This is a genomic window from Couchioplanes caeruleus (genome assembly GCF_023499255.1).
Classification (GTDB): Bacteria; Actinomycetota; Actinomycetes; order Mycobacteriales; family Micromonosporaceae; genus Actinoplanes; species Actinoplanes caeruleus_A.
The window spans coordinates 870,728-893,887 of record NZ_CP092183.1; the positions used below are offsets into that span (position 1 = coordinate 870,728).

Genomic DNA, 23,160 nt, shown 5'->3' on the forward strand with positions numbered 1-23,160 from the left:
CGCCTCCAGGAGCCATCGGCTGGACGGGCAGCCTACGATCGCGGGGTGACTTCGGCGACAGCTGAGACCGACACCGCGAGCCCGCCGCCCGCGGACGACGCCCCGGGTACGGGGGCGGCCGCCGGCGCGTCCCGCGTGCCCGCCGTCGTCCGCCGCCGCCTGGCGACCCTCGACAACTGGCTCAACCCGTACTCGTGGATGGTCACGGGCGTGATCGTGGCGATAGCGGCGATCCTGCGGCTGGTCGGGATCACCCACCCGAGGGGGTACATCTTCGACGAGGTGTACTACCCGACCGACGCGTGGGACATGTTGCAGCACGGCGTCGAGTGGGACGAGAAGAACAACGGTCCCGCGTACGTGGTGCACCCGCCGCTGGGCAAGTGGCTGATCGCGCTCGGCGAGAAGGCGTTCGGCAACAACGAGCTGGGCTGGCGCTTCCCGGCCGCGGTCGCCGGCACGCTGATGATCCTGATCCTCATCCGGGTCGCATACCGGCTGTTCCACTCGGTCGTGCTGGCCGGCACGGCGGGCCTGCTCATGTCGCTCGACGGCTTCCAGCTCGTGCTGTCGCGCACCTCGCTGCTCGACATCTTCCTCGGCCTCTTCATCCTGATGACGTTCGCCGCGCTGCTGCTGGACCGCGACCACTACCGGCGGCGATGGCTCCGGGCGCTGGAGGAGGGTTACGACCCCGCGACGGCGCACTCCCGGCCGCGGATCGTGCCCTGGTGGCTGCTCGTCGGCGGCATGACCTTCGGGCTCGCCTGCGGGGTGAAGTGGAGCGCGCTGTTCTTCGCGCCGTTCTTCGCGCTGCTCGTCGTCGTCTGGCGGGTGCAGGCGCGCCGCTCCGCCGGGGTGCGCCGCGCGATCGGCCCCGGGCTGGTGGGCGACCTGGGCTACCTGCTGCTCAGCTTCCTGCTCACGGTGATCTTCTACCTCGCCACGTGGACCGGCTGGTTCGTCACGAACACCGGCTACTTCCGGCACTACCGGCAGGCGAACGGGCTCAGCGAGCCGCCGATCCTGGGCGCGCTGCTCAACCTCATGCACTACCACCAGGAGGCGTACTCGTTCCACAGCGGGCTCACCGACCGGCACCCGTACCAGTCCTGGCCGTGGCAGTGGTTGCTGCTGGGCCGGCCGGTCGCCTTCTCGTGGAACGGCAAGGGCGACTGCGGCGCGCCGAGCTGCGCGGCCGAGATCCTGCTGCTGGGTACGCCGCTGCTGTGGTGGTCGTTCATCCCGGCGCTGGGCGCGCTGCTGTGGTTCGGCATCGCGCGCCGCGACTGGCGGGCCTTCGCCATCGGTACGGGCGTCGTGGCGGGCATGCTGCCGTGGTTCTACTACGCGGTGGCCGACGGCCGCACGATGTTCGCGTTCTACGTGCTGCCCGCGCTGCCGTTCCTGATCCTGGCGGTGGTCTACGCGCTCGGGGCCATCATGACCCCGCCCGACGGCGTGGCCACGGGCGCCGGTCGCACCGACCGCCAGCTCGTGGGCACCATCGTGGCGGGCGTGTACGTGCTGCTGGTGGCGCTGTGCTTCGCCTACTTCCATCCGATCTTCGTGGGGCAGCTGATCCCCTACGAGGACTGGTCGTCGCGGATGTGGCTGGGCAACCGCTGGATCTAGTCAGAGGGCGTAGGGCGTCTCGGCGATGTGGTGGTCGGCGAGCTCGCGGACCGGCGCCCACACCTCGTAGACGCCGCGCTCGTAACAGCGGGCGCCCACGGCCGCGATCGCGTCGGCGTCCGGGCTGACCAGCCGCAGCCGCGCCCACGAGTCGTCGCGCTGCAGCACCCAGGCGGGCACGTTGCGCCACAGGGCCGCCTCGGCGCGGCGGCACAGCGTCTGCACGGGGTAGCGGGCGGCCCGGGTCAGCGCCCGTACCCGGAAGTCCCCGGGCGGGTCCGCCACGGCCTGGTACTCGTGCTCGTTGATCCGGCCCATCAGCCGCGCCGAGCCGGCGTCGGTGCAGGGCACGTACTCGCGGTCCGGGCTGACCCCGGGCACGCCCTCCAGCAGGTGCCGCCAGCGCGGACCGGCCAGCCGCAGCCAGCCGTGCTGCTCCGGCTGGTACGTGTACAGCACCACCTCGTCGCCCGTGTCCGGGTACGCCAGCAGCTGCGCGTTCGCGGGCATGGGCAGGTCGGCGAAGCCCGCGGTGACGAACTCCGGGATGAGGTCGTCGGTGCTCGGGGTGAAGCCGGTGCCCAGGACCATCGCGCCGATCCGGGAGTGCGCGGGCAGGGCGGCCAGCCCGGCCTGCACCCGGCCCATCGGGATCTCGAAGTCGACCGGGTCGGTGGCGCGCCAGCGCAGCGCGTACGCCACCGAGTCGTCGGCGGCGCCGTCGGTGCGCAGCAACGACAGCTCGGCGGGGGTGCGCAGGTGCGCGATGTCGCAGGCGCGGTAGCAGAAGCCGTACGGCAGCCACCCCGCCAGATGCCCGGCGAGCTGGGCCGCCGAGAGGACCTTGGTCATGCGGGTGCCACGGCGTACGGCCGCGGTGGCCCGGATCCGCTGCAGCACCGCATCCTGCCGGTGCCCGGCGGACTGGCTCATGGCCTGGACCTGCGCCCAGGACAGGTCCCGGCGCAGCGGCGCCAACAGCGGCGGGTCGAGGGGGTCGGTGCCGAGTGCCTCATCGGTCACGGTCACCCGGTGCAACCTAGGGGTCGCAAGTGGACTGTGGATGAACGGCGGGTTGCCCGGATGCGATGTGTGATGCTGGACGGCGATGAACACGCAACCGTCCGAGTCCCGCAAGCAGCGCTCCGCCCGGCGTGCCGGTGAGTTCCCGCCCGCGCCCGAGCCGCTGGTCGTGCCGGTGTTCGACAGCCACACGCACCTCGACATCACGATCCAGGAGGCCGGCGTGCCCGGTCTCGAGGCCGGCGGCGATCCCGTCGAGACCTTGATCACCGTGGCCGCGAAGGCGGGGGTGGACCGGCTCGTGCAGGTCGGCGTCGACGTCGCCTCGTCGCGGTGGGGCGCGGAGCTCGCCGCCCGGCACCCCTCGGTGCTCGCCACGGTCGCGCTGCACCCCAACGAGGCGCCGGGGCTCGCCGACCTGGACGAGGCGCTGCGCGAGATCGAAGCCCTGGCGGGCGAGCCGCGGGTGCGCGGGCTGGGCGAGACGGGTCTGGACACCTTCCGTACGGGCGAGGAGGGCCGCGCCGCTCAGGAGGCGAGTTTCCGCGCGCACATCGCCATCGCCAAGCGGCACGGCAAGGCGCTGGTCATCCACGACCGCGACGCCCACCGGGACGTGCTGCGGGTGCTGGACGAGGAGGGCGCGCCGGAGACCGTCGTGCTGCACTGCTTCTCCGGCGACGCCGACTTCGCGGCTGAGTGCGTACGGCGGGGGTACTACCTGAGCTTCGCGGGCACGGTCACGTTCGCCAGCGCGGGTTCGCTGCGGGAGGCCGCAGCGCTCACTCCCCCGGAGCAGATGCTGGTGGAGACCGACGCGCCGTTCCTCACGCCGGTGCCGTACCGGGGGCGGCCGAACGCGTCGTACCTCGTTCCGGTGACCGTACGGGCGCTCGTCGGCATCACCGGGCGGGATCTCGACGAGCTCTGCGCGGCGATCTCCGCCAACGGGGAGCGCGTGTTCGGCTCCTGGCGCTAGGGCGTCAGCCGGGTAGCTGGTAGGCGGCGCAGTCCAGGCGCTCGCCGAGGCCGCCGAGCAGCTTCGCGAAGGCCGTCGGGGCGGCGTGGATCGGGCCGCGGGACACGAACCGGACGGCCCAGCCATGCTGCGGTGCGACGTTGAAGATGCGGTGCACCACGAGCGAGCCGCGTTCGTCGGGCTCGACGCTGGTCACGCCGCGATACCACCACTCGCCCTGCTGCACGAGCGCGCGGTTGTCCCGGTCGATCGTCACGGTGATCGTGCTGCCGTCGCGGGTGACGGTGAACTCGTCGCCCTTCGCCGGGCGCGCCGAGCCGGTCGCGGCGATCGGTGACCGCCCGCCCGGCCGGGCGTCCAGCAGCACCTCGGCGACGCGGTCCGGTGTCGCCTCGACCACGCCACGCAGCTCGAGCAACTCCGTCATGCCCCCGTTCTACCGTGCCAGGTCCAACCGTGCTGTCCCGGTGACCGGGCGTCACACGTCCGGTCCGCGACAGGCCGGGCCCGGACGGGCGGTGCCGGACCGGCCGGGTGCAGCGCCGTAGGCTGTGGCGTCATGGCTGACGCACTGCTCGGCCCGGCGGAGATCCGGGAGCTCGCCGCGCGCCTCGGGGTGGCGCCGACGAAGAAGCTCGGCCAGAACTTCGTGCACGACCCGAACACCGTCCGGCGCATCGTCGCCGCGGCCGGCCTCACCGGCGACGACGTCGTGCTCGAGGTCGGGCCCGGGCTGGGCTCGCTGACCCTGGGGCTGCTCGGCGCGGCGGCGCACGTACACGCCGTGGAGATCGATCCCGCGCTGGCCGCCGCGCTGCCGGTGACCGTGGCCGATCGGGCCGACGTGGCCAAGCTGACCGTGCACCCGGCCGACGCCCTGCGGGTGACCGCGGACCTCTTCACGCCGGCGCCGACCATGCTCGTGGCGAATCTGCCGTACAACGTCGCCGTGCCGGTCGTGCTGCACCTGCTCGCCACCCTGCCCACGCTGCGCGGCGGGCTCGTCATGGTGCAGAAGGAGGTCGCCGACCGGCTGGTCGCCGGCCCGGGATCGAAGGTGTACGGCGTGCCCTCGGTGAAACTCGCCTGGTACGCGGACGCGCGCGCCGCGGGACGCGTACCCCCGGCGGTCTTCTGGCCCGTGCCCAACGTCGACTCCGGTCTCGTCGCCTTCACCTGTCACGAGCCGGTGGCCGACGTGCCGCGCACCGTCGTCTTCCAGGTCGTCGACGCCGCGTTCGCGCAGCGGCGCAAGACGCTGCGGGCGGCCCTCGCGGGGTGGGCCGGAGGCGCGGACCGGGCGGAGCGCCTGCTGGTGGCGGCGGGAATCTCCCCGCAGGCCCGCGGCGAGGCGCTGACCGTGACGCAGTTCGCGGCGCTCGCGGCTGCCGCGATCGCCCAGGGGCACGGCGGTAAGCTCACCCGGTCCGGCAGCCGGCGCGAGGAGGCGGAGTCGTGAGAAGCGGGGTCATGGTGGTCGCGCTCATGACGGTCGGGTCGCCCGGTCGGGACAGCGCTCCGTGACGGAGGCGTGGGGTCCGGACGACGACAAGCCGCGCCCGTCCGCGGGCCCGGTCAAGGTACGGGTGCCAGCCAAGATCAACCTGCATCTGGGGGTCGGCCCGGTCCGGCCCGACGGCTTCCACGAGCTGAACACCGTCTACCACGCGATCAGCCTCTTCGACGAGCTGACCGCGCGCCGCGGCGACACCCTCGCGCTGACCATGGAGGGCGAGGGCGCCGGCGAGCTGGCGCTGGACGAGAGCAACCTGATCATCCGGGCGGCCCGGGCGCTGGCCCACGCGGCCCGGGTCCCCGCCCACGCGCGCCTGCACCTGCGCAAGTCCATCCCGCTGGCCGGCGGCCTCGCCGGTGGCAGCGCGGACGCCGCGGCCACTCTGCTCGCCTGCGACCTGCTGTGGGGGACCGGCTTCACCAAGGACGAGCTCGCGGAGATCGGCGCGGAGCTGGGCTCCGACGTGCCGTTTCTGCTGCACGGCGGCACCGCCCTGGGCACCGGGCACGGCGAGGTGGTCAACCCGGTCCTGGCCCGCCCGACGACCTGGCACTGGGTGGTGGCGATCGCCGACGGCGGGCTGTCCACCCCGGCGGTCTACCGGGAGCTCGACCGGCTGCGCGGCCCGGCCGGTCAGCCGGCGGCGCTGAACAGCCCCGACGAGCTGATGGCCGCCCTGCGCCAGCGCAGGCCCGAGGTGCTGGGCGCGGCGCTCGCGAACGACCTGCAGGCCGCGGCGCTGTCGCTGCGGCCGGCGCTGGCCGACGTGCTGAAGGCGGGCGAGCAGGCCGGCGCGGTCGCGGGCATCGTCTCGGGCTCCGGGCCGACCTGCGTGTTCCTCGCCACCGACGGCGGACACGCGCAGCACGTGGCCGCGGAACTGTCCGCGTCCGGCGTCTGCCGGACGGCCGTGCCCGCCCGCGGACCGATGCCGGGCGCCCGCGCCACCTGACAGGCCGCCGCCCGACAGGCCGCCGCCCGACAGGCCGCCGCCTGGAGCCCGCCGCCTGGGAGCCCACGACCTGGGAACCGGCGACCTGGGAACCCGCGAGCTGGGAGCCTGACGCCAGGGCGGTCGGGCCGCCGCCCGTGCGGCTCGCCCTGACCGGCGTCGGCCTGACCGGCGTCGGCCTGACCGGCCGCCCTTCGCCGCGGGGACCGGCCACCTTCCGCCGCTGGGCCCGGCCGCGCACCGCCGCCGCGAACAGCCGCGCACCGCCGCGGGGACCGGGTGGCCGACCGGCCGTGCGGGTGCGGGCGGGGCGCCGGGATAGGCTGGGGAGCATCGTGGCCAACATCGTCAATCTGGACCGGGTCAACAAGGGTTACGGCGCCGCCGGTCAGCTGCTCACCGACGTCTCCCTCGGGCTGGACGACGACGCCCGGGTCGGCATCGTCGGCCTCAACGGCGCCGGGAAGTCGACCCTGCTGCGGATGCTCGCCAAGGCGGAGGAGCCCGATTCCGGGCGCGTCACGCACCGGCGGGACGTGCGAGTCGCCGCCCTCCCACAGAATCTCACGCTGGCGCAGGATGCCACCGTCCGCGACGTCGTGCTGGGCACCGCCTGGCTCGCCGAGGGGATGGGCGCCGAGCACGAGTGGGCCGGCGACTCCGGCGTACGCGAGATCCTCGAGGGCCTGGGCATGGGGTATCTCGGGCTCGAGTCCCCGGTCGGGCCGATGTCCGGTGGCGAACGCCGCCGGGTCGCCCTGGCCGCGCTGCTGGTCCGCGAGTCCGACCTGCTGATCCTCGACGAGCCCACCAACCATCTGGACGTGGCCGGCGTGGACTGGCTGGCCCGCTACCTGCTCGGCCGGCGCGGCGCGCTGGTGGTCGTCACCCACGACCGCTGGTTCCTCGACGCCGTCTGCACCGCGACCTGGGAGGTCGTGGACGAGCAGGTGCACACGTACGAGGGCGGCTATGCGGCCTGGACCCTCGCCCGGGCGGAACGGCAGCGGGTCGCCGCGGCCGTCGAGGCGCGCCGGCAGAACCTGCTGCGCAAGGAGATCGCGTGGCTGCGCCGGGGGCCGCCCGCGCGCACGTCGAAGCCGCAGTTCCGCATCGACGCGGCCAACGCGCTGATCGCGGACGTGCCGCCGGTCCGCGACAAGGTGAGCCTGCAGCGGCTCGCGACCAGCCGGCTGGGCAAGCAGGTGTACGACCTCGAGGGCGTGACGCTCAAGGCCGGCCCGAAGCCGATCCTGGACGACCTGACCTGGCAGGTGGGGCCCGGCGACCGGATCGCGATCCTCGGCGCCAACGGCGCGGGCAAGACCACGCTGCTGCGCCTGCTCGCCGGGGTCAGCACCCCGGACGGCGGGCGGCTGGTCACGGGTTCGACCGTACGGGCGGCCTTCCTGTCCCAGGAGCTCAAGGAGCTGCCGGGGCACCTGCGGCTGCTCGAGGCCGTCGAGGAAGTGGCCAAGCGGGTCAAGCTGGGCGACCGGGAGTTGTCGGCGGGGCAGCTCGCCGAGGTGTTCGGCTTCACCGACAAGCGCATCTGGACGCCGGTGAGCGACCTGTCCGGCGGTGAGCGGCGGCGGCTGCAGATGCTGCGCCTGCTCGCCACCGAGCCGAACGTGCTGCTGCTCGACGAGCCGACCAACGACCTGGACACCGACACCCTCGCCTCGCTGGAGGACCTGCTCGACTCGTGGCCGGGCACGATGGTGGTGGCCAGCCACGACCGCTACCTGGTGGAACGGGTCACCGACACCGCGTACGGGATGTTCGGCGACGGCCGGCTGGTGCACCTGCCCGGCGGCATCGACGAGTATCTGGCGCGCGCGGCCGGCACCCCCGTGACCTCCGTGTTGCCGGCCACCGCGGCGCCGGTGCGGGCCGAGAGCAGCGGGATGTCGGCGGCGGAGCTGCGGGCGGCGAAGAAGGACCTGGGCCGGCTGGAGCGGCAGCTCGCCAAGCTCGAGGACCGGATCGTGAAGATCAACGAGGGGCTGGCCGAGCACGGCAGCGACTACGACAAGATCATGGAGCTGGACGCACAGCTGAAGGCCGTGCAGGCGGAGCGGGCCCAGGTCGAGGAGGCCTGGCTGGAGCTGGCCGAACAGGTGCCCGAAGCTTGATCCGGGGGTGCTCCTGCGCGCGTCTACCCGATGCGCGAGAATCACCTCGACACATACCGAGCTTGGGAGACGGGACATCATGGCGCACACTCCGGTCAACCACCCCCTGCGGCCGATCTACCGCGCCCTGGGCGCGCTGACCGGCGTCTACTTCATCGTCTTCGGGATCGTGGGGATCATCGTCAACGCCGGCGAGGGCCTCTTCGGCGCCGACGGCGGCCCGGTGCTGGGCCAGCAGGCCAACATGTTCTGGTCGATCGTCGCGCTGCTCGTCGGCGCGATCGTGCTGGTCGCCGCGGTGCTCGGGCGCAACTCCGACACCGTGGTGGACAAGTACTTCGGCTGGGGCCTGGTCGGCGTCGGCGCGTACGAGCTGGCGGTGCTGCGTACGGACGCCAACTTCCTCGACTTCAGCGTCGCGACGGTCATCGTCACCTGGCTCCTGGCCCTGGTGCTGATCATGGCCGGGCAGTACAGCAAGGTGGCGCCGCCGTCGCAGGCCGGTGCGCCCCGTCAGGAGCGCGAGGCGCAGAACGCCTGATGGCTCACTACCCCCTCGACCACCACCTCCGTCAGCCGTACCGCTTCCTCGCCGGCGCCGCCGGGCTCTACCTCAGCCTCTTCGGGGTGCTCGGCATCGCCATGACCTGGGGTGAGCCGTTCCTGCACCGCGGCTCCGACTGGGTGCTGGGGCTGCGCACCAACCCGGCCACCGCCTGGCTGTCCACGCTGGTCGGGCTCGGGGTGCTGGCCGCCGTCGTGCTCGGCGGGAACGTGCACCACCGGGTCAACGTGGTGCTCGGCTGGGCGCTGATCGCGTACGCGATGGTGTTGCTGGCGTTCCTGCAGACCGAGGCGAACGTCCTCAACGTCTCCATGGTGAACGTCATCGTTCTGACCCTGATCGGCCTGGTCGTGCTGACCGCGGGGCTCTACGGCAAGGTCGGCGAGCGGGGCTGAGCCCGGCTCAGCGCTTCGCGCGGGTCAGCGGGGTGGGTTTCGCCTCGAGGTTGGACAGGCCGTGCCAGGCCAGGTTGACCAGGTGCGCCGCCACGACCTCCTTCTTGGGCTTGCGGGCCTCCCGCCACCACTGGCCGACCAGCGCCACCATGCCGACCAGCGCCTGCGAGTAGAGCTCGGCGAACTTCGGGTCGAGGCCGCGGGAGGTGAACTCGGCGCCGAGGATGTGCTCGACCTGGTGCGCCACGTCGTTCATCACGCTGGAGAAGTTGCCCGCCGACTGCAGGACCGGCGACTCGCGGACCAGCACGCGGAAGCCGTGCGGCTCCTGCTCGATGTAGTCGAGCAGGGCCAGCGCCGCCTGCTCCAGCAGCTCACGGGGATGTCCCGCGGTCAGCGCGGTGGTGATGCGGTCGAGCAGGGCGCGCACCTCGCGGTCCACGACCACCGCGTACAGGCCTTCCTTGCCACCGAAGTGCTCGTAGACCACCGGCTTGGAGACCTTCGCCCGGGCCGCCACCTCCTCCACGGAGGTCCCGTCGTAGCCGCGTTCGGCGAACAGCTGCCGCCCGATGGCGATGAGTTGCTCGCGCCGCTGCGTGGCGGTCATGCGGACACGCGAGCCGCGGCGACGGCCTGCCTCAGGGTCGGTCACTTCCACATCCTGCCAGGACACGCCGGTCCGCGCGGTCCTGCCGTGGGCCGCCGCAACCTTGCACGAAGGGGCAACCCGGGTGCGAACGGGCAGCGGAAAGGAGCAGCCCGCCTTTTCCGCTGTCAAATTTCGTCACGTTGTGCGCTGAGATCCGCGCCATAGGTCAGCAGCGTGAAAATTTTCCTGTCCGCCGCTGTGACCCGGGCGAACACGGGCGATTGCGGCACCGTGGGTGAAAGATTCTGCACTTTTTCCATCGAGAAGGTGTAACGCGTCTGTAACTAGAGATCGATAACGTCCGCTGTCGAGCAACATTCACGTATCGACATTCTTTCCTCCCCCATGCCCTTGCCCGGCTGTGCAACCGTGTCCGAACGACGAGGCGGGAGTCCGATGAAGACAGAGCGACACACGACGTCACTGGTCCTTGCCGTGAGCGGCGGCGCAGCGCTCGAACCGAGCCCGCACCAGGTCACCGCGGCGGCGTGGGCCGGCGGTGTCGGCATCCTCGACCTGGGCACGGGTGACCCGTGGACGCTGCGGTCGCTGACCCGCGCGGCCCGCCGGGCGCGCGACGGCATGGGCGTACGGATCACCGCCGCATGCGCCGCCACGCCGTCCGACGTGGAGCGCGCGGGCGGGGACGCGGTCGAGCTGATGATCGTGGCCGCGGACGCGGGCTGGGACATCACCACGCTGGCCGAGCGCTACCGGGTGTACGCCGAGGTGACCACTCTGGACGAGGCGCGTGCCGCAATCGCGGCGGGCGCGCACGGGCTCGTCGCGCGGGGAATGGAGTCCGGCGGGCGGGTCAGCGAGCTGAGCGCGTTCGTGCTGCTCCAGCACCTCGCCGGGCTGGACGTGCCGGTGTGGGTGGCCGGGGGGGTGGGGCCGTACACCGCGGCCGCCTGCGTCGTCGGTGGGGCGGCGGGCGTGCTGCTCGACACCCAGTTGACGCTGCTGCCCGAGTCCACTGTGTCGGACGCCGCGCGCTCCGCGATCCGCCGGATGGACGGCACCGAGACCGTGCTGCGCGACGGGTTGCGGGGCCTCGAGAGCGACGGCGCGCTGCTCTCCGTCGGCCAGGACGGCTGGCTCGCCGCCGACTTCGCCCGCCGGTACGCCGACACGCCCGCCGCCGTACGGGGCGTCCGCGACTCGATCCTGCGTGCGCTGGAGCACGCGGACGCCGGTGACGTGCTCAGCCCGGGGGCGCCGCTGGCCCGTACGCTCGGCGTGGACCTGCCCGTCGCGCAGGGCCCGATGACCCGGGTGAGCGACGTCGCCGGGTTCGCCGAGTCGGTGGCCGAGCGGGGCGGGCTGCCGTTCATCGCGCTCGCCCTGGCCAACGCCGAGCAGACCCGGCGGATGCTCACCGAGGCCGCCGCCGCGCTGGGCGACCGGCCCTGGGGCGTCGGCGTGCTCGGCTTCGCCCCCGAGCAGCTGCGGGCGGCCCAGATCGAGGTCATCCGCGAGATCCGCCCCGCCGTGGCGATCATCGCCGGCGGCCGTCCCGCCCAGGCGAAGGGCCTGGAGGCGGACGGCATCAGCTCGTTCCTGCACGTGCCCTCGCCCGGGCTGCTCAAGCAGTTCCTGCAGGCGGGCTCGCGCAAGTTCATCTTCGAGGGCGCCGAGTGCGGCGGCCACGTCGGCCCGCGCGCCAGCTTCCCGCTGTGGGAGGCGCAGCTCGGCGTGCTGGAGGAGTTCCTCGCCGGCCGTCCCGCGGAGACCGCTGCTGAGCTGCAGATCTTCTTCGCCGGGGGCATCCACGACGAGCGCTCGGCGGCGATGGTGGCCGCGATGGCCGGTCCGCTCACCCGCCGCGGCGCCCAGGTCGGCGTGCTCATGGGTACGGCGTACCTGTTCACCGAGGAAGCCGTGACCCACGGCGCGATCCAGCCGCTGTTCCAGCAGCAGGCGATCGAGGCGACGAGCACCGCGCTGCTGGAGACCGCGCCCGGCCACGCGACCCGGTGCCTGCAGTCGGGCTTCGTCGACGACTTCCACGACCTGCGCGGGCAGCTCGAGGGTGCCGGCGTGGAGAACCGGGTCGTCTGGGAGCAGCTGGAGATGCTCAACGTGGGCCGGCTGCGCATCGCCAGCAAGGGCCTGACCCGCGACGGCGACCGGCTGGTCACCGTGGACGAGGCCACCCAGGCCGCCGAGGGGCTGTTCATGGCCGGCCAGGTCGCCGTGCTGCGCGACACGGCCACCACGATCGCCGGGCTGCACGCGCAGGTGACCACCGCGGCCGCCGCCGTGCACGCCGACCGGGTCGCCGGGCTGCGCGTGGACCTGGGCCTCGACCCGGTGCTCGAGCCCGAGGTCGCCGACCCGCTGGACGTCGCGATCGTCGGCATGGCCTGCGTCTTCCCCGGTTCGCCCGACCTGGCGAGCTTCTGGGACACCGTGCTCACCGGCGCCGACCGGGTGGGCGAGGTGCCGGCCGACCGCTGGGACGCGGACACGTACTACGCGCCCGAGGTCGGCCCCGGGCAGACCGGCCGGATCACCGTCTCCAAGTGGGGCGGCTTCATCGACCCCGTGCCGTTCGACGCGATCAAGTACGGCATCCCGCCGGCCGCGCTGGCGAGCATCGACCCGACGCAGCTGCTCGCGCTGGAGATCTCGCACCGGGCGCTGGTGGACGCGGGGTACGCGTACGACTCGGGCTTCGACCACGCGCGTACCGGCGTGGTGTTCGGCGCCGAGGCGGGCAGCGACATGAGCCAGACGCAGACGCTGCGCACGCTGCTGCCCGGCTACCTCGGCGAGGTCCCGGAGCAGATGGAGGGCCTGCTGCCCACTGTCACCGAGGACACGTTCCCCGGCGTGCTAGCCAACGTCATCGCCGGCCGGGTGGCCAACCGGCTCGACCTGGGCGGCCCCAACTACACCGTGGACGCCGCCTGTGCCTCGTCGCTGGCCGCGATGGACTCCGCCTGCAAGGAGCTGCTCGCCGGCGACAGCGACCTGATGATCTGCGGCGGCGCCGACCTGCACAACGGCATCAACGACTACCTGATGTTCACCTCGGCGCACGCGCTCTCGCCGACCGGCCGCTGCCGCACCTTCGACAGCACCGGCGACGGCATCGCGCTGGGCGAGGGCGTCGCCGCCGTGGTGCTCAAGCGGCTGTCGGACGCCGAGCGCGACGGCGACCGCGTGTACGCCGTCATCAAGGGCCTCGGCGGCGCCAGCGACGGCCGGGCGCTGGGCCTGACCGCGCCGCGCGCCGAGGGGCAGCGGCGGGCGCTCGACCGGGCGTACGCCGGCGCGGGCATCTCGCCGAGCGAGGTGGGGCTGGTCGAGGCGCACGGCACCGGGACGGTCGTCGGTGACCGTACCGAGCTGGAGACGCTGACCCGGCTCTTCACCGAGAACGGCGCCCGCCCGGGCTCGGCGGTGCTGGGCTCGGTGAAGTCGCAGATCGGCCACACCAAGTGCGCGGCCGGCATGGCGGGCGTCATCAAGGCGGCGCTGTCGCTGCACACCGGCGTGAAGCCGCCGACGATCGGCCTGACCCGGCCCAACCCGGCGTGGAGTCCGGAGTCGAGCCCGTTCGCCTTCCACACCGAGACCCGGCCGTGGTCCGCGCCGGCCGAGGAGCGGTACGCCGGCGTCAGCGCGTTCGGCTTCGGCGGCACGAACTTCCACGTGGTGCTCGGCGCGCACGCCGTCACTGCCGACCCCCGGCACACCCGCCAGCAGTGGCCGGCCGAGCTGTTCCTGTTCCGCGGCGCCACGGTCGACACGGCCCGCCGCGGTGTGCAGAAGCTGCTCGACAAGCTCCCGGGCAGCGGGCGGCTGCGGGATCTCGCCGCCGCGGCCGGGCGTGAGTCCGACCCGCGGACCGGGCCGGTGCGCATCGCGGTCGTGGCTTCCGACGTGGACGACCTGGCCGGGCTGCTGCGCCGGGCGCTGAACGGCGAGCACGACCCGCGTACCGGTCTCATCCAGCCGCCCGCGGCCGTAGAGCAGGGAAAGGTCGCCTTCCTGTTCCCGGGCCAGGGCAGTCAGAAACCCGGCGCGCTGTCCGACCTGTTCGTCGCCTTCCCCGAGCTCCACGAGTACCTCGAGCTCGGGCGGGAATGGGCGGACCTGCTGTTCCCGCCGACGGCGTTCGACGAGGAGACCGAGAAGGCCCAGCACGACCGGGTACGCGACACCCGCGTCGCGCAGCCCGTGCTGGGCATCGGCGGTCTCGCCGCCGACCACGTCCTGCGACGCCTCGGCGTACGCCCCGACATGGCCGGCGGGCACAGCTACGGCGAGCTCGTGGCGCTGTGCACCGCGGGCGCCTTCGACCCGGCGACGCTGCTGGACCTGAGCCGCGAGCGGGCCGCCGCCATCCTCGCCGCCGCGGGCGACGACCCCGGCACGATGGCCGCGGTGAGCGGCACCGCCGAGCAGATCTCCGCCGTGCTGGCCGCGGCCGGGCTCTCCGGCGAGGTGGTGCTCGCGAACCACAACGCGCCGACGCAGGTCGTCATCTCGGGACCGACCGAGGCGGTCCAGCGCGCGACGGCCGCGCTCAAGGAGGCCGGGCTGCGCGCCCGTGGCATCCCGGTGGCGGCTGCGTTCCACAGCCCCGTCGTGGCGGGCGGTTCCGGCACCTTCGCCGGCGTGCTCGCCACCCGCGAGATCGGCGCGCCGGCGTTCCCGGTGTGGTCCAACCGCAGCGCGGAGCCGTACCCGGCGGACGCCGCCGCGGTGCGTGAGGGCCTCGCAGCGCAGATCGGCTCGCCGGTCCGCTTCGTCGAGCAGATCGAGGCGATGTACGCCGCCGGCGCTCGCATCTTCGTCGAGGCCGGCCCGGGCCAGGTGCTCGCCGGCCTGGTCGGCGCGGTGCTCGGCGACCGCCCGCACCTGGTCGTCACCGTCGACGGCCGACCCGGGCAGGGCCTGCGCGCCCTGCTCACCGCCGCCGCCGAGCTGGCCTGCGCCGGGGTGCCCGTGCAGACCGGCTGGCTCTTCGCGGGCCGCGACGCCGGTGACCCGGCCGCGCCGGCGAGCAACCGCCCCATGTGGACCGTCGACGGCCAGGTGGTGCGCGACGGCAACGGACAGTGCCTGCCCGGCGGGATGACCCCCGCCCGGCGCATCGAGATCGGAGAGGTGACGATGACCGCAGCGCCGGGGCCCGAGGGCGTCCGCGACAGCCGCAGCGAGCTGGTCAGCGAGTTCCTGCGGACCAGCCGGGACCTGATCGCGACCCAGCGCGACGTGCTGCTGGCGTTCCTGGGCGGGGACGGTTCCGGCGGGCGGCTCGTGTGGCAGCCGGGGGAGGTGCCGGCGGCGGCACCCGTACCGGTCGCGGCGGCCGTCCCGATGGCCGCGCCGGTGTCCCCGGCGCCGGTGATGGCGTCCGTCGGGGTGCACTACCCGACGGTGGCCGAGACGGAGGCGGTGCTCGTTGCGCAGCCGGCAGCGGCGACCCCCGGCATCGACGTCCAGGGTGCGGTGCTCTCCGTCATCAGCGAGCGCACCGGATATCCCGAGGAGCTCATCGAGCTGGACCTGGACCTCGAGGCGGACCTGAGCGTCGACTCCATCAAGCGCGCCGAAGTGGCCGGCGAGGTCGCCAACCGGCTCGGCCTGGCGGTGGAGGGTGACGAGTCCGAGCTGGAGGACCTGGTCAAGGCGCGGACCGTACGCGCGATGGTGGGCTGGCTCGACTCCAAGATCAACGCCACGGCACCGGCCGCTGTCGTTGCGGTGGCGCCCGCGCCCGCGCCCGCTTCTTCGATCGATGTGCAGGGTGCGGTGCTCGCGGTGATCAGCGAGCGCACCGGATACCCGGAGGAGCTCATCGAGCTCGACCTCGACCTCGAGGCGGACCTGAGCGTCGACTCGATCAAGCGCGCCGAGGTGGCCGGCGAAGTTGCCGACCGGCTGGGGCTCGCCGTGGAAGGTGACGAGTCCGAGCTGGAGGACCTGGTCAAGGCGCGGACCGTACGCGCGATGGTGGGCTGGCTCGACACGAAGATCAACGCGACCGCGGCCCCGGTGCAGCCCGTCGCGGCGGCAGAGGTCGAGGCCGAGGAGAGCGAGACGCCGCCCCGGCTGGGCATCGCGCCGCAGCGGCTCGTCGCACGCCTCGAGCCGGCCACTCCGGGCGGGACGGCCGGAGCGGACCTGACCGGTGCCCGCTTCCTGATCACCGGTGGCGGGGCGGCCGGCGTACGGCTCGCCGAGCTGCTCAGCGAGTCCGGCGCCACCGCGGCGACCGGGACGCTCGCGGACGACCCGGCCGGCGCCGACGGCATCATCCTGCTCGACGGGCTCACCGAGGGCTCCGGCCCGCTGCTGCCCGACGCGTTCGGCTTCCTCAAGAACGCCCTCGCCGCAAACCCGCGCCGGCTGCTCGCCGCCGGACCGGCCGACGCCCGCACCGACGGCCTGACCGGGCTGTTCCGCACGATCGCGCGGGAGTATCCGGAGACTGTCGCCCGCTACGTCGAGATGCCCGCGCAGGCCTCCGCCGACGACATCGCCGGCGCGCTGATGGAGGAGGTGCACGACGTCTCCACGGCCCCCGTCGTGTACCGCCGTGCGGAGGGGCGCCTCATCGGGCGGCTCACCGAGAGCGGCCTCGGGGTGCTCGCCGACGGCGGGGCGGGACCGGCCGGGGACGGCGTGGCCGAGGCCCGCGCGATCGGGCTCGACCAGGACGCGGTGGTGGTGCTGATCGGCGGGGCGCGGGGCATCACGCCGTGGTTCGCCCGTACGGTCGCCGCCGCCTCCCGGTGCCGGATCGAGCTGGTGGGGCGCACCCCGCTGCCGCAGACCGACGAGGACCCGGAGCTGGCCGCCGCCGGCGACAAGGCGGCGCTGCGCGCGGCGTTCGCCCGGCGTGGCATGCGCTCCCCGGCCGACATCGACCGGGCGGCCTCGGCCATCCTGGCCGCCCGCGAGGTCAACGCGACCGTGGCGGAGCTGACCGAGCTCGGCGCCGAGGTGCGCTACCACTCCCTCGACGTCCGCGACGACGAGGCGACCCGCCGGTTGATCAAGCGGATCCACGACGAGCACGGCCGCCTGGACGGCCTGGTCTACGCGGCCGGGATCATCGAGGACAAGCTGATCGGCGACAAGGACCCGGCCTCCTTCGAGCGGGTGTTCCGCACCAAGGTCGACGGCGCCCGGTCGGTGCTCGAGGCGCTCGACGCGTGCGGCGCCGCGCCCCGGTTCGTGGTCATGTTCGGCAGCATCGCGGCCGCGTACGGCAACCGCGGGCAGAGCGACTACGCGGCGGCCAACGACGCGCTCGACGCGATGGGCACCCGCTGGTCCCAGGCAACCGGTCGGCGCGCGCTGACCGTGCACTGGGGTCCGTGGGCGCCGGTCGGGCAGCACGGCGGCATGGTCACCCCGGAGTTGACCGCCGAGTACGCCCGCCGCGGCATCGGCCTCATCGACCCCGAGGAGGGCGCGATGAGCCTGCTGCGTGAACTGGCGTGGGGCGACAGCCCGTCGGTCGTGCTCACCGCGTCGGGCTGGTAGGCGCCGTGCAGCCGATCGCGATCGTGGGGATGGCGGCGATCTTCCCGGGTGCCGCCACCCTCGACCAGTACTGGCAGAACCTGGTCAACGGCAAGGACATGATCACCGATGTCCCCGAGGACCGCTTCGACGCGCTGTTCTACGACCCGGACAACGCGCACCGCCCCGACCGGCTCTACACCCGCCGCGGCGGGTTCCTCGACGACCAGGCCGTCTTCGAGCCGCTGAAGTTCGGCATCATGCCCAACTCGGTCGGCGACATCGAGCCGGACCAGCTCATCGCGCTCGAGGTGGCCGCGGCGGCGATCGCGGACGCGGGCGGCTCGCAGCGGCTGCCCGACGCCGACCGGATCGGCGTGATCCTGGGCCGCGGCGGCCTGCTCAACCCCGCCGCGTCCCGGTACGCCAACAAGGTGCGCATGGCCAGCCAGGTCATCAGCGTGCTCCGCGAGCTCATGCCGGACCTCGGTGAGGACCGCCTCGAGCTGCTGCGGGACCGCATCGACGAGCGGCTCGGCAAGCACCAGCCCGAGGGCACGATCGGGCTGGTGCCGAACCTGGCCGCGTCCCGGGTGGCGAACCGGCTGAACCTGCGCGGGCCGGCGTACACGATCGACGCGGCGTGCGCGTCCTCGCTGATCGCCGTCGACCAGGGCATGACCGAGCTGGACAACGGCCGGCTCGACGCGGTGCTGGCCGGCGGCGTCCACCACGTGCACGACATCAGCTTCTGGTCGGTGTTCAGCCAGCTGCAGGCGCTGAGCCGCAAGGGCGACATCCGCCCGTTCGACGCCGACGCGGACGGCGTGCTCATCGGCGAGGGCACCGGCATGGTGGTGCTCAAGCGGCTGGCCGACGCCGAGCGCGACGGCGACCGGGTGTACGGGGTCATCCGCGGCAGCGGCACCTCCAGCGACGGCCGCTCGGCGAGCATGTTCAACCCCGCCAGCTCCGGCCAGGTCCTCGCGATCCGGCGCGCCTGGGAGATGGCCGGGCTCGACCCGACCGCCCCGGACGCCCTGGGCCTGCTCGAGGCGCACGGCACGGCCACTCCGACCGGCGACGCCGCGGAGCTGACCTCCGTGGCCGAGGTGTTCGGGGCGTACGCCGGCGGCGAGAAGCCGGTCATCGGCTCGGTGAAGTCCATGATCGGCCATGCGATGCCGGCGGCCGGGGTGGCCGGCCTCATCAAGGCGACGCTGGCGGTGTACCACGGCGTCCTGCCGCCGACCCTGAACGTCACGAAGCCGCGCGCGGAGATGGCGAAGACCCGGTTCCAGCCGATCCCCGCCGCCCAGCCGTGGCGCAGCGAGGGACCGCGCCGGGCCGGCGTCAACGCGTTCGGCTTCGGCGGCGTGAACGCCCACGTCATCGTCGAGCAGTACGAGTCCGCCGCGCCCGTGACGGTCGCCGAGCCCGAGCACATTCTCTGGCTCGCCACCTCGTCGGTGGAGGAGATGGGCCGCCTGCTCGAGCGCCCCGACGTCCGCGACCTGCCCCGCCCCGCGACCGGCGGCCCGGTACGCCTCGGCCTCGTCGACCCCACCGACCAGCGTCTCGCCATCGCCCGCAAGATCGTGGCGCGCGGTGAGGCGTGGCGCGGCGGGCGTGACCTGTGGTTCACGCCGCGCCCGCTGCTCGGCCCCGGCGGTGGCAAGCTGGCGTTCGTCTTCCCCGGCGTGGAGGCCGAGTTCGCGCCGCGTACGGCCGACATCGCCGCGCACTTCGGGCTGCCGCACCGCGAGTGGACCGCCGAGGACCTCGGCAAGCACGGCTCCGGCCTCGTCGAGGTGGGCAAGCTCCTGGACGACGCGTTGCGGCGGATGAACGTACGCCCGGACGCCGTCGCCGGGCACAGCCTCGGGGAGTGGACCGCCGCGGCGGTCACCGGGCAGATGAGCACCCAGGGCGTCGACGCGTTCCTCGGCATCTTCGACGCCGACAGCGTGGAGGTCTCCGGGTACGCGTTCGCCGCGGTCAGCGCCCCGATGGAGACGGTGACGCCGCTGCTCGACGGCTACCCGGGCGTGGTCCTGTCGCACGACAACGCGCCCAGCCAGTGCGTGGTCAACGGTCCCCGCGAGCAGGTGCAGCGCCTGGTCGACGACCTGCGCGCGCGGACGATCCTGTGTCAGCTGCTGCCGTTCCGGTCGGCGTTCCACACCCCCGTGTTCGCCGAGGGGCTCCAGGCGATCGGCGCGGCGCTGGGCCGCTGGGAGGTGCACCCGACCGAGGTGCCGGTGTGGTCGGGCACGATCTCCGCCCCGTTCCCCTCGGACCCGGACGAGGTCAACCAGCTGTTCATCCGGCACATGATCGAGCCGGTCCGGTTCCGCCGTACGGTCGGCGCGATGTACGACGCCGGCATCCGGGTGTTCCTGCAGGTGGGCGCCGGTCAGCTGGCCTCGCTGATCGACGACAACCTGCGCGACCGCGACCATCTGGCGATGCCGGTGAACGTGTCCCGCCGCGACGGCCTGGCCCAGCTGCGCCGGGTCGCCACGGCGTTGTGGGTGGACGGCGGCGACCCCCACCTCGAGGTGCTGAACCCCGCGCCCGCGCAGCGGCCCGCGCCGAAGCTGAACGCGGTGGCCGAGCCGTCCGCGCGCAAGGGCCCGGCGGTCCGCCTCGACCTGGGCGGCCCGCTGGTGAAGCTCGGCGAGGGCGCGGACCGGATCCTGGGGGTGGGTCGCACCGAAGAAGCGGCCACGGCGCAGCCCAAGCCTGCACAGTCCAAGCCCGCGCAGCCGGCCGCGGCGCAGCCCAAACCCCCGCAGCCGGCCCCAGCGCAACCCAAGCCCGCGCAGCCCGCGCCCGTGCAGCCCACGACCGCGCAGCCGGCGCCGGTGCACGGCAACGCCGAGGCGCACACCGCGGCGCTGTCCGCGCTGAGCAAGATGGCGGGCACGTCGAAGGCGGCGGCCGAGCTGGCCGCGCTGCTGCAGGAGACCGCCAGCGACGCGGTCACGGTCATGAACGCCGCCGCCACGGCCCCCGCACGACGGCCGGTGACCCCGCGGCAGCAGCCCGCGCCGGCCATCCCGCGGCAGCAACCCGCGCCGGTGCCTGCCGCGCCGGTGCCCGCCGCGGCGGGGATTCCTCGGCAGCGGGCGGCGACGGCGCCGGCGGCGAGGCCGGTTGCGGCACCACCATCGGTAACCGCTGGGCACGGATCGGCGGTGTCAGCCAGGCCGGTAGCCGTACCGTCGGGCCAAGCGGAGGAAGTCCTCCTCAGAACGACCCTCGACGTCTCCGTGGAGACGATGCCCTACCTGCGTGACCACTGTTTCTTCGTGCAGCCGGACGACTGGCCGCGGGTCGAGGACCGCTGGCCGGTGGTGCCCGCGACGACCGTGGTGCAGCACATGATGGACGCCGCCGAGCGGGCCCTGCCCGGGCTGCGGGCCGTCACCGTGCGCGACGCGAAGTTCAATCGCTGGCTGATCGCCGCGCCGCCGCAGAAGGTCGACATCACGGTCAAGCGTTCCGGCGCGGACACCGTCACCGTCATCTTCGGCGGGTACGCCCGCTCCACCGTGGAGATGGCGGCCACCTACCCGGAGCCGGCCGAGAAGCCGTGGACGCAGGACCCGGCGACCGAGTTCCCGCCCACGGTCAGCGCCGAGCAGATGTACGCCGAGCGGCTCATGTTCCACGGCCCGCTGTTCCAGGGCGTCACCGACGTCCACGCGCTCGGCGACATGCACGTCCGTGGCATCGTCACCGCGCCGACGCCGCCCGGGGCGCTGCTCGACAACGCCCTGCAGCTCATCGGCAACTGGCTGATCACGACGCAGCCGTTCCGCACGGTCGCGCTGCCGGTCGGGCTGCGCCACGTCACGTTCCACGGGCCGCCGCCCGCTCCCGGCACGGCCTTCGACTGCGTGGCCCGGGTACGCACCATCACCGACGGCGAGCTGGTCGCCGACACCCAGCTGTCGGTGAACGGCCGGGTGTGGGCGCAGATCAACGGCGCCACCGACCGGCGGTTCGACAGCCACCCGACCGCGCGGGCCTGCGAGCGGTTCCCGGAGAAGTACCCGATGTCGCAGCGCCAGGACGGCGGCTGGACGGTCGTCTTCGACGCGTGGACCGACCTGGTCACCCGCGGCATGGCGGCGCGCGGCATCCTCGGCGGCGAGGCCGCGCTCGAGTACGAGCGGATGCCCGGCGCGCGCCGCAACCAGTGGATGCTGGGCCGGATCGCCGCCAAGGACGCGGTGCGGTTCCGGCAGTGGGACGCCGGGCACACCGACGTCTACCCGATCGAGCTGACGGTGCGCAACGAGCCGAGCGGCCGCCCGTACGTGCAGCTGCGACCGGGCCGCGGCCTGGTCGACTGCGCGGTGTCGATCGCGCACACCGGCGAGGCGGGTGTCGCCATCGCGGGCCCGGCGGGCGCGGAGGTCGGGATCGACGTCGTCGAGATCGCCCCGCGCGACGAGAGCACCTACCGGTACGCGCTCACCGACGCCGAACGCGCCCAGCTCACCGACGACCGCAGCTTCGCCCGGCTCTGGGCCGCGAAGGAGGCCGTCGGCAAGGCGCTCGGCACGGGGCTCGACGGCGCACCCCGCCGCTTCGAGGTCTCGCTGGCCGCCGGCACGGTCACCGTCGGCGGCCGGGTCTTCCCGGTGGCCTGGCGGGAGATCGAGAACCCGCCGGAGCTGCCGCCGCGCCGATACGTCGTCGCCTGGACCACCACCGCACAGAAATAAGGAGCACCGCCATGCCCCTCGACCACACCACCACGATCCTCGCCGACGTCTCCGGGATGCTGCGTTCCGTGCTCGGCGACTTCGGCGATGACGCCGAGATCACCATGGACACCACCTTCCGCGACGACCTGGGCATGGAGAGCATCGACGTCGTCTCGCTGGCCGGACGGCTGCAGGCCCGCTACGGCACCGCGGTGAACTTCGCGCTGTTCGTCTCCGGCCTGGACGTCGAGTCGGTGGGCGAGCTGCGCGTCGGTCAGCTCGTCGACTACATCGCCGACTCCCTCGCGAAGGTGCCGGCCACGTCATGAGCATGGTCCGGGCGAACGGGATCGTCCTGCACGTGGAGGAGGTGCCGCCGATCGGCGCCCACCGGGGCACGGTGGTGCTGATCCACGGCATGACCTCGGACAGCATGGCGAGCTGGTTCCTGACGCTGGCCCACCCGCTCGCCGAGTCCGGCATGCGGGTCCTGCTGTACGACCTGCGCGGTCACGGCCGCAGCGCCCGGCCCGAGACCGGCTACCGGCTGGCCGACTTCGTCGACGATCTCGAGGCGCTGCTCGCGCACTGGGGCGCCGACGGCCCGGTCCATGTGTTCGGCAATTCGTTCGGGGGCACGGTCGCGTTCGCGTACGCGGCCCGTCACCCGGCCGCGGTCGCCGGCATCGCCACGATCGAGTCGGCGCCGCCCACCGGGGAGTGGTTCGCCCGGATGGCGCGCCGGCTCGCCCGGGCGGCCGAGACCCTCGCGGACGCCGACGCGGTGACCGCGAGCCGCCCGCTGGTGGCCCGGCGGATGCAGGCCGCGTCCGCCCTTCTCGCGCAGACCAGCATCGGCGAGGAACTGCCGGCGAGCGACCTGCCGGACCCGGCGGCGCTCGCCGCGATCGACTGTCCCGTCCTGTGCCTGTACGGCGGCGAATCGGCGGTCAAGGAGCTCGCGACCGCCACCGAGCGGCTGCTGCCGCAGTCGAAGCACGTCGTCGTTCCCGGCCAGAAGCACACCCTGCTCATCAAGGCTCCCGACCAGGTGCGCGCCGAGGTGCTGCCCTGGCTCGCCACCCACGTGCACTAGGAG

At 73.6% G+C, this 23,160-nt stretch carries 15 protein-coding genes; 11 read left to right on the forward strand and 4 right to left on the reverse strand.

Annotated features, from left to right (window positions below; all coding sequences use genetic code 11):
- The first annotated feature begins 45 nt into the window (after positions 1–45).
- Positions 46–1,635 carry a dolichyl-phosphate-mannose--protein mannosyltransferase gene (locus COUCH_RS04160; RefSeq protein ID WP_430640881.1) on the forward strand — a complete coding sequence of 530 codons (1,590 nt, stop codon included), beginning with the start codon at positions 46–48 and terminating at the stop codon, positions 1,633–1,635.
- Here COUCH_RS04160 and COUCH_RS04165 read toward each other — a convergent pair whose 3' ends face one another.
- Positions 1,636–2,664, reverse strand: a complete 1,029-nt coding sequence (locus COUCH_RS04165; RefSeq protein WP_249610772.1) for a hypothetical protein — start codon at positions 2,662–2,664, stop codon at positions 1,636–1,638.
- 79 nt (positions 2,665–2,743) lie between these two features.
- Between COUCH_RS04165 and COUCH_RS04170 the strand changes: the two genes are divergently transcribed.
- The gene (locus tag COUCH_RS04170; RefSeq protein WP_249610773.1) at positions 2,744–3,637 is read left to right on the forward strand and encodes a TatD family hydrolase; all 894 of its coding nucleotides are present in this window, start codon (positions 2,744–2,746) and stop codon (positions 3,635–3,637) included.
- Positions 3,638–3,641: 4 nt separating this feature from the next.
- On the opposite strand, the gene COUCH_RS04175 is transcribed toward COUCH_RS04170, so the two are convergent.
- A complete protein-coding gene (locus COUCH_RS04175) occupies positions 3,642–4,064 on the reverse strand; it encodes a hypothetical protein (RefSeq protein ID WP_249610774.1) in 423 nt (140 codons plus the stop codon).
- Between the two features lie 132 nt (positions 4,065–4,196).
- Between COUCH_RS04175 and rsmA the strand changes: the two genes are divergently transcribed.
- From rsmA to COUCH_RS04200, 5 genes are all read left to right on the forward strand, one after another.
- Complete coding sequence (rsmA, locus tag COUCH_RS04180) at positions 4,197–5,096, forward strand: 16S rRNA (adenine(1518)-N(6)/adenine(1519)-N(6))-dimethyltransferase RsmA (protein ID WP_249610775.1); 900 nt, start codon at positions 4,197–4,199, stop codon at positions 5,094–5,096.
- 61 nt (positions 5,097–5,157) lie between these two features.
- On the forward strand, positions 5,158–6,105 hold the full coding sequence (locus tag COUCH_RS04185; protein ID WP_249610776.1) for a 4-(cytidine 5'-diphospho)-2-C-methyl-D-erythritol kinase: 948 nt from the start codon (positions 5,158–5,160) through the stop codon (positions 6,103–6,105).
- A 335-nt stretch (positions 6,106–6,440) separates the two neighbouring features.
- Positions 6,441–8,240, forward strand: a complete 1,800-nt coding sequence (locus COUCH_RS04190; protein ID WP_249610777.1) for an ABC-F family ATP-binding cassette domain-containing protein — start codon at positions 6,441–6,443, stop codon at positions 8,238–8,240.
- A 79-nt stretch (positions 8,241–8,319) separates the two neighbouring features.
- A complete protein-coding gene (locus COUCH_RS04195; protein WP_249610778.1) occupies positions 8,320–8,781 on the forward strand; it encodes a DUF4383 domain-containing protein in 462 nt (153 codons plus the stop codon).
- The gene (locus COUCH_RS04200; protein WP_249610779.1) at positions 8,781–9,200 is read left to right on the forward strand and encodes a DUF4383 domain-containing protein; all 420 of its coding nucleotides are present in this window, start codon (positions 8,781–8,783) and stop codon (positions 9,198–9,200) included. The genes COUCH_RS04195 and COUCH_RS04200 overlap by 1 nt, the downstream gene beginning before the upstream one ends.
- Before the next feature lie 7 nt (positions 9,201–9,207).
- Here COUCH_RS04200 and COUCH_RS04205 read toward each other — a convergent pair whose 3' ends face one another.
- On the reverse strand, positions 9,208–9,810 hold the full coding sequence (locus COUCH_RS04205) for a TetR/AcrR family transcriptional regulator (RefSeq protein WP_249610780.1): 603 nt from the start codon (positions 9,808–9,810) through the stop codon (positions 9,208–9,210).
- 167 nt (positions 9,811–9,977) lie between these two features.
- Positions 9,978–10,112, reverse strand: coding sequence for a hypothetical protein (locus COUCH_RS38800; RefSeq protein ID WP_275980064.1), 135 nt, complete (start codon positions 10,110–10,112; stop codon positions 9,978–9,980).
- A 136-nt stretch (positions 10,113–10,248) separates the two neighbouring features.
- On the opposite strand from COUCH_RS38800, the gene COUCH_RS04210 reads away from it, so the two are divergent.
- Genes COUCH_RS04210 through COUCH_RS04225 form a run of 4 tightly spaced genes read left to right on the forward strand, consistent with a single transcriptional unit; the run spans position 10,249 to position 23,157 of the window.
- Positions 10,249–17,361, forward strand: coding sequence for a type I polyketide synthase (locus tag COUCH_RS04210; protein ID WP_249610781.1), 7,113 nt, complete (start codon positions 10,249–10,251; stop codon positions 17,359–17,361).
- A 5-nt stretch (positions 17,362–17,366) separates the two neighbouring features.
- Positions 17,367–22,079 (forward strand): type I polyketide synthase, encoded by a 4,713-nt coding sequence (locus COUCH_RS04215; RefSeq protein ID WP_249610782.1) that lies wholly within the window; start codon positions 17,367–17,369, stop codon positions 22,077–22,079.
- A gap of 11 nt (positions 22,080–22,090) precedes the next feature.
- Positions 22,091–22,390, forward strand: a complete 300-nt coding sequence (locus COUCH_RS04220; protein WP_249610783.1) for an acyl carrier protein — start codon at positions 22,091–22,093, stop codon at positions 22,388–22,390.
- A complete protein-coding gene (locus COUCH_RS04225) occupies positions 22,387–23,157 on the forward strand; it encodes an alpha/beta fold hydrolase (RefSeq protein ID WP_249610784.1) in 771 nt (256 codons plus the stop codon). Before COUCH_RS04220 ends, COUCH_RS04225 begins: the two co-directional genes overlap by 4 nt.
- Positions 23,158–23,160 lie beyond the last annotated feature (3 nt).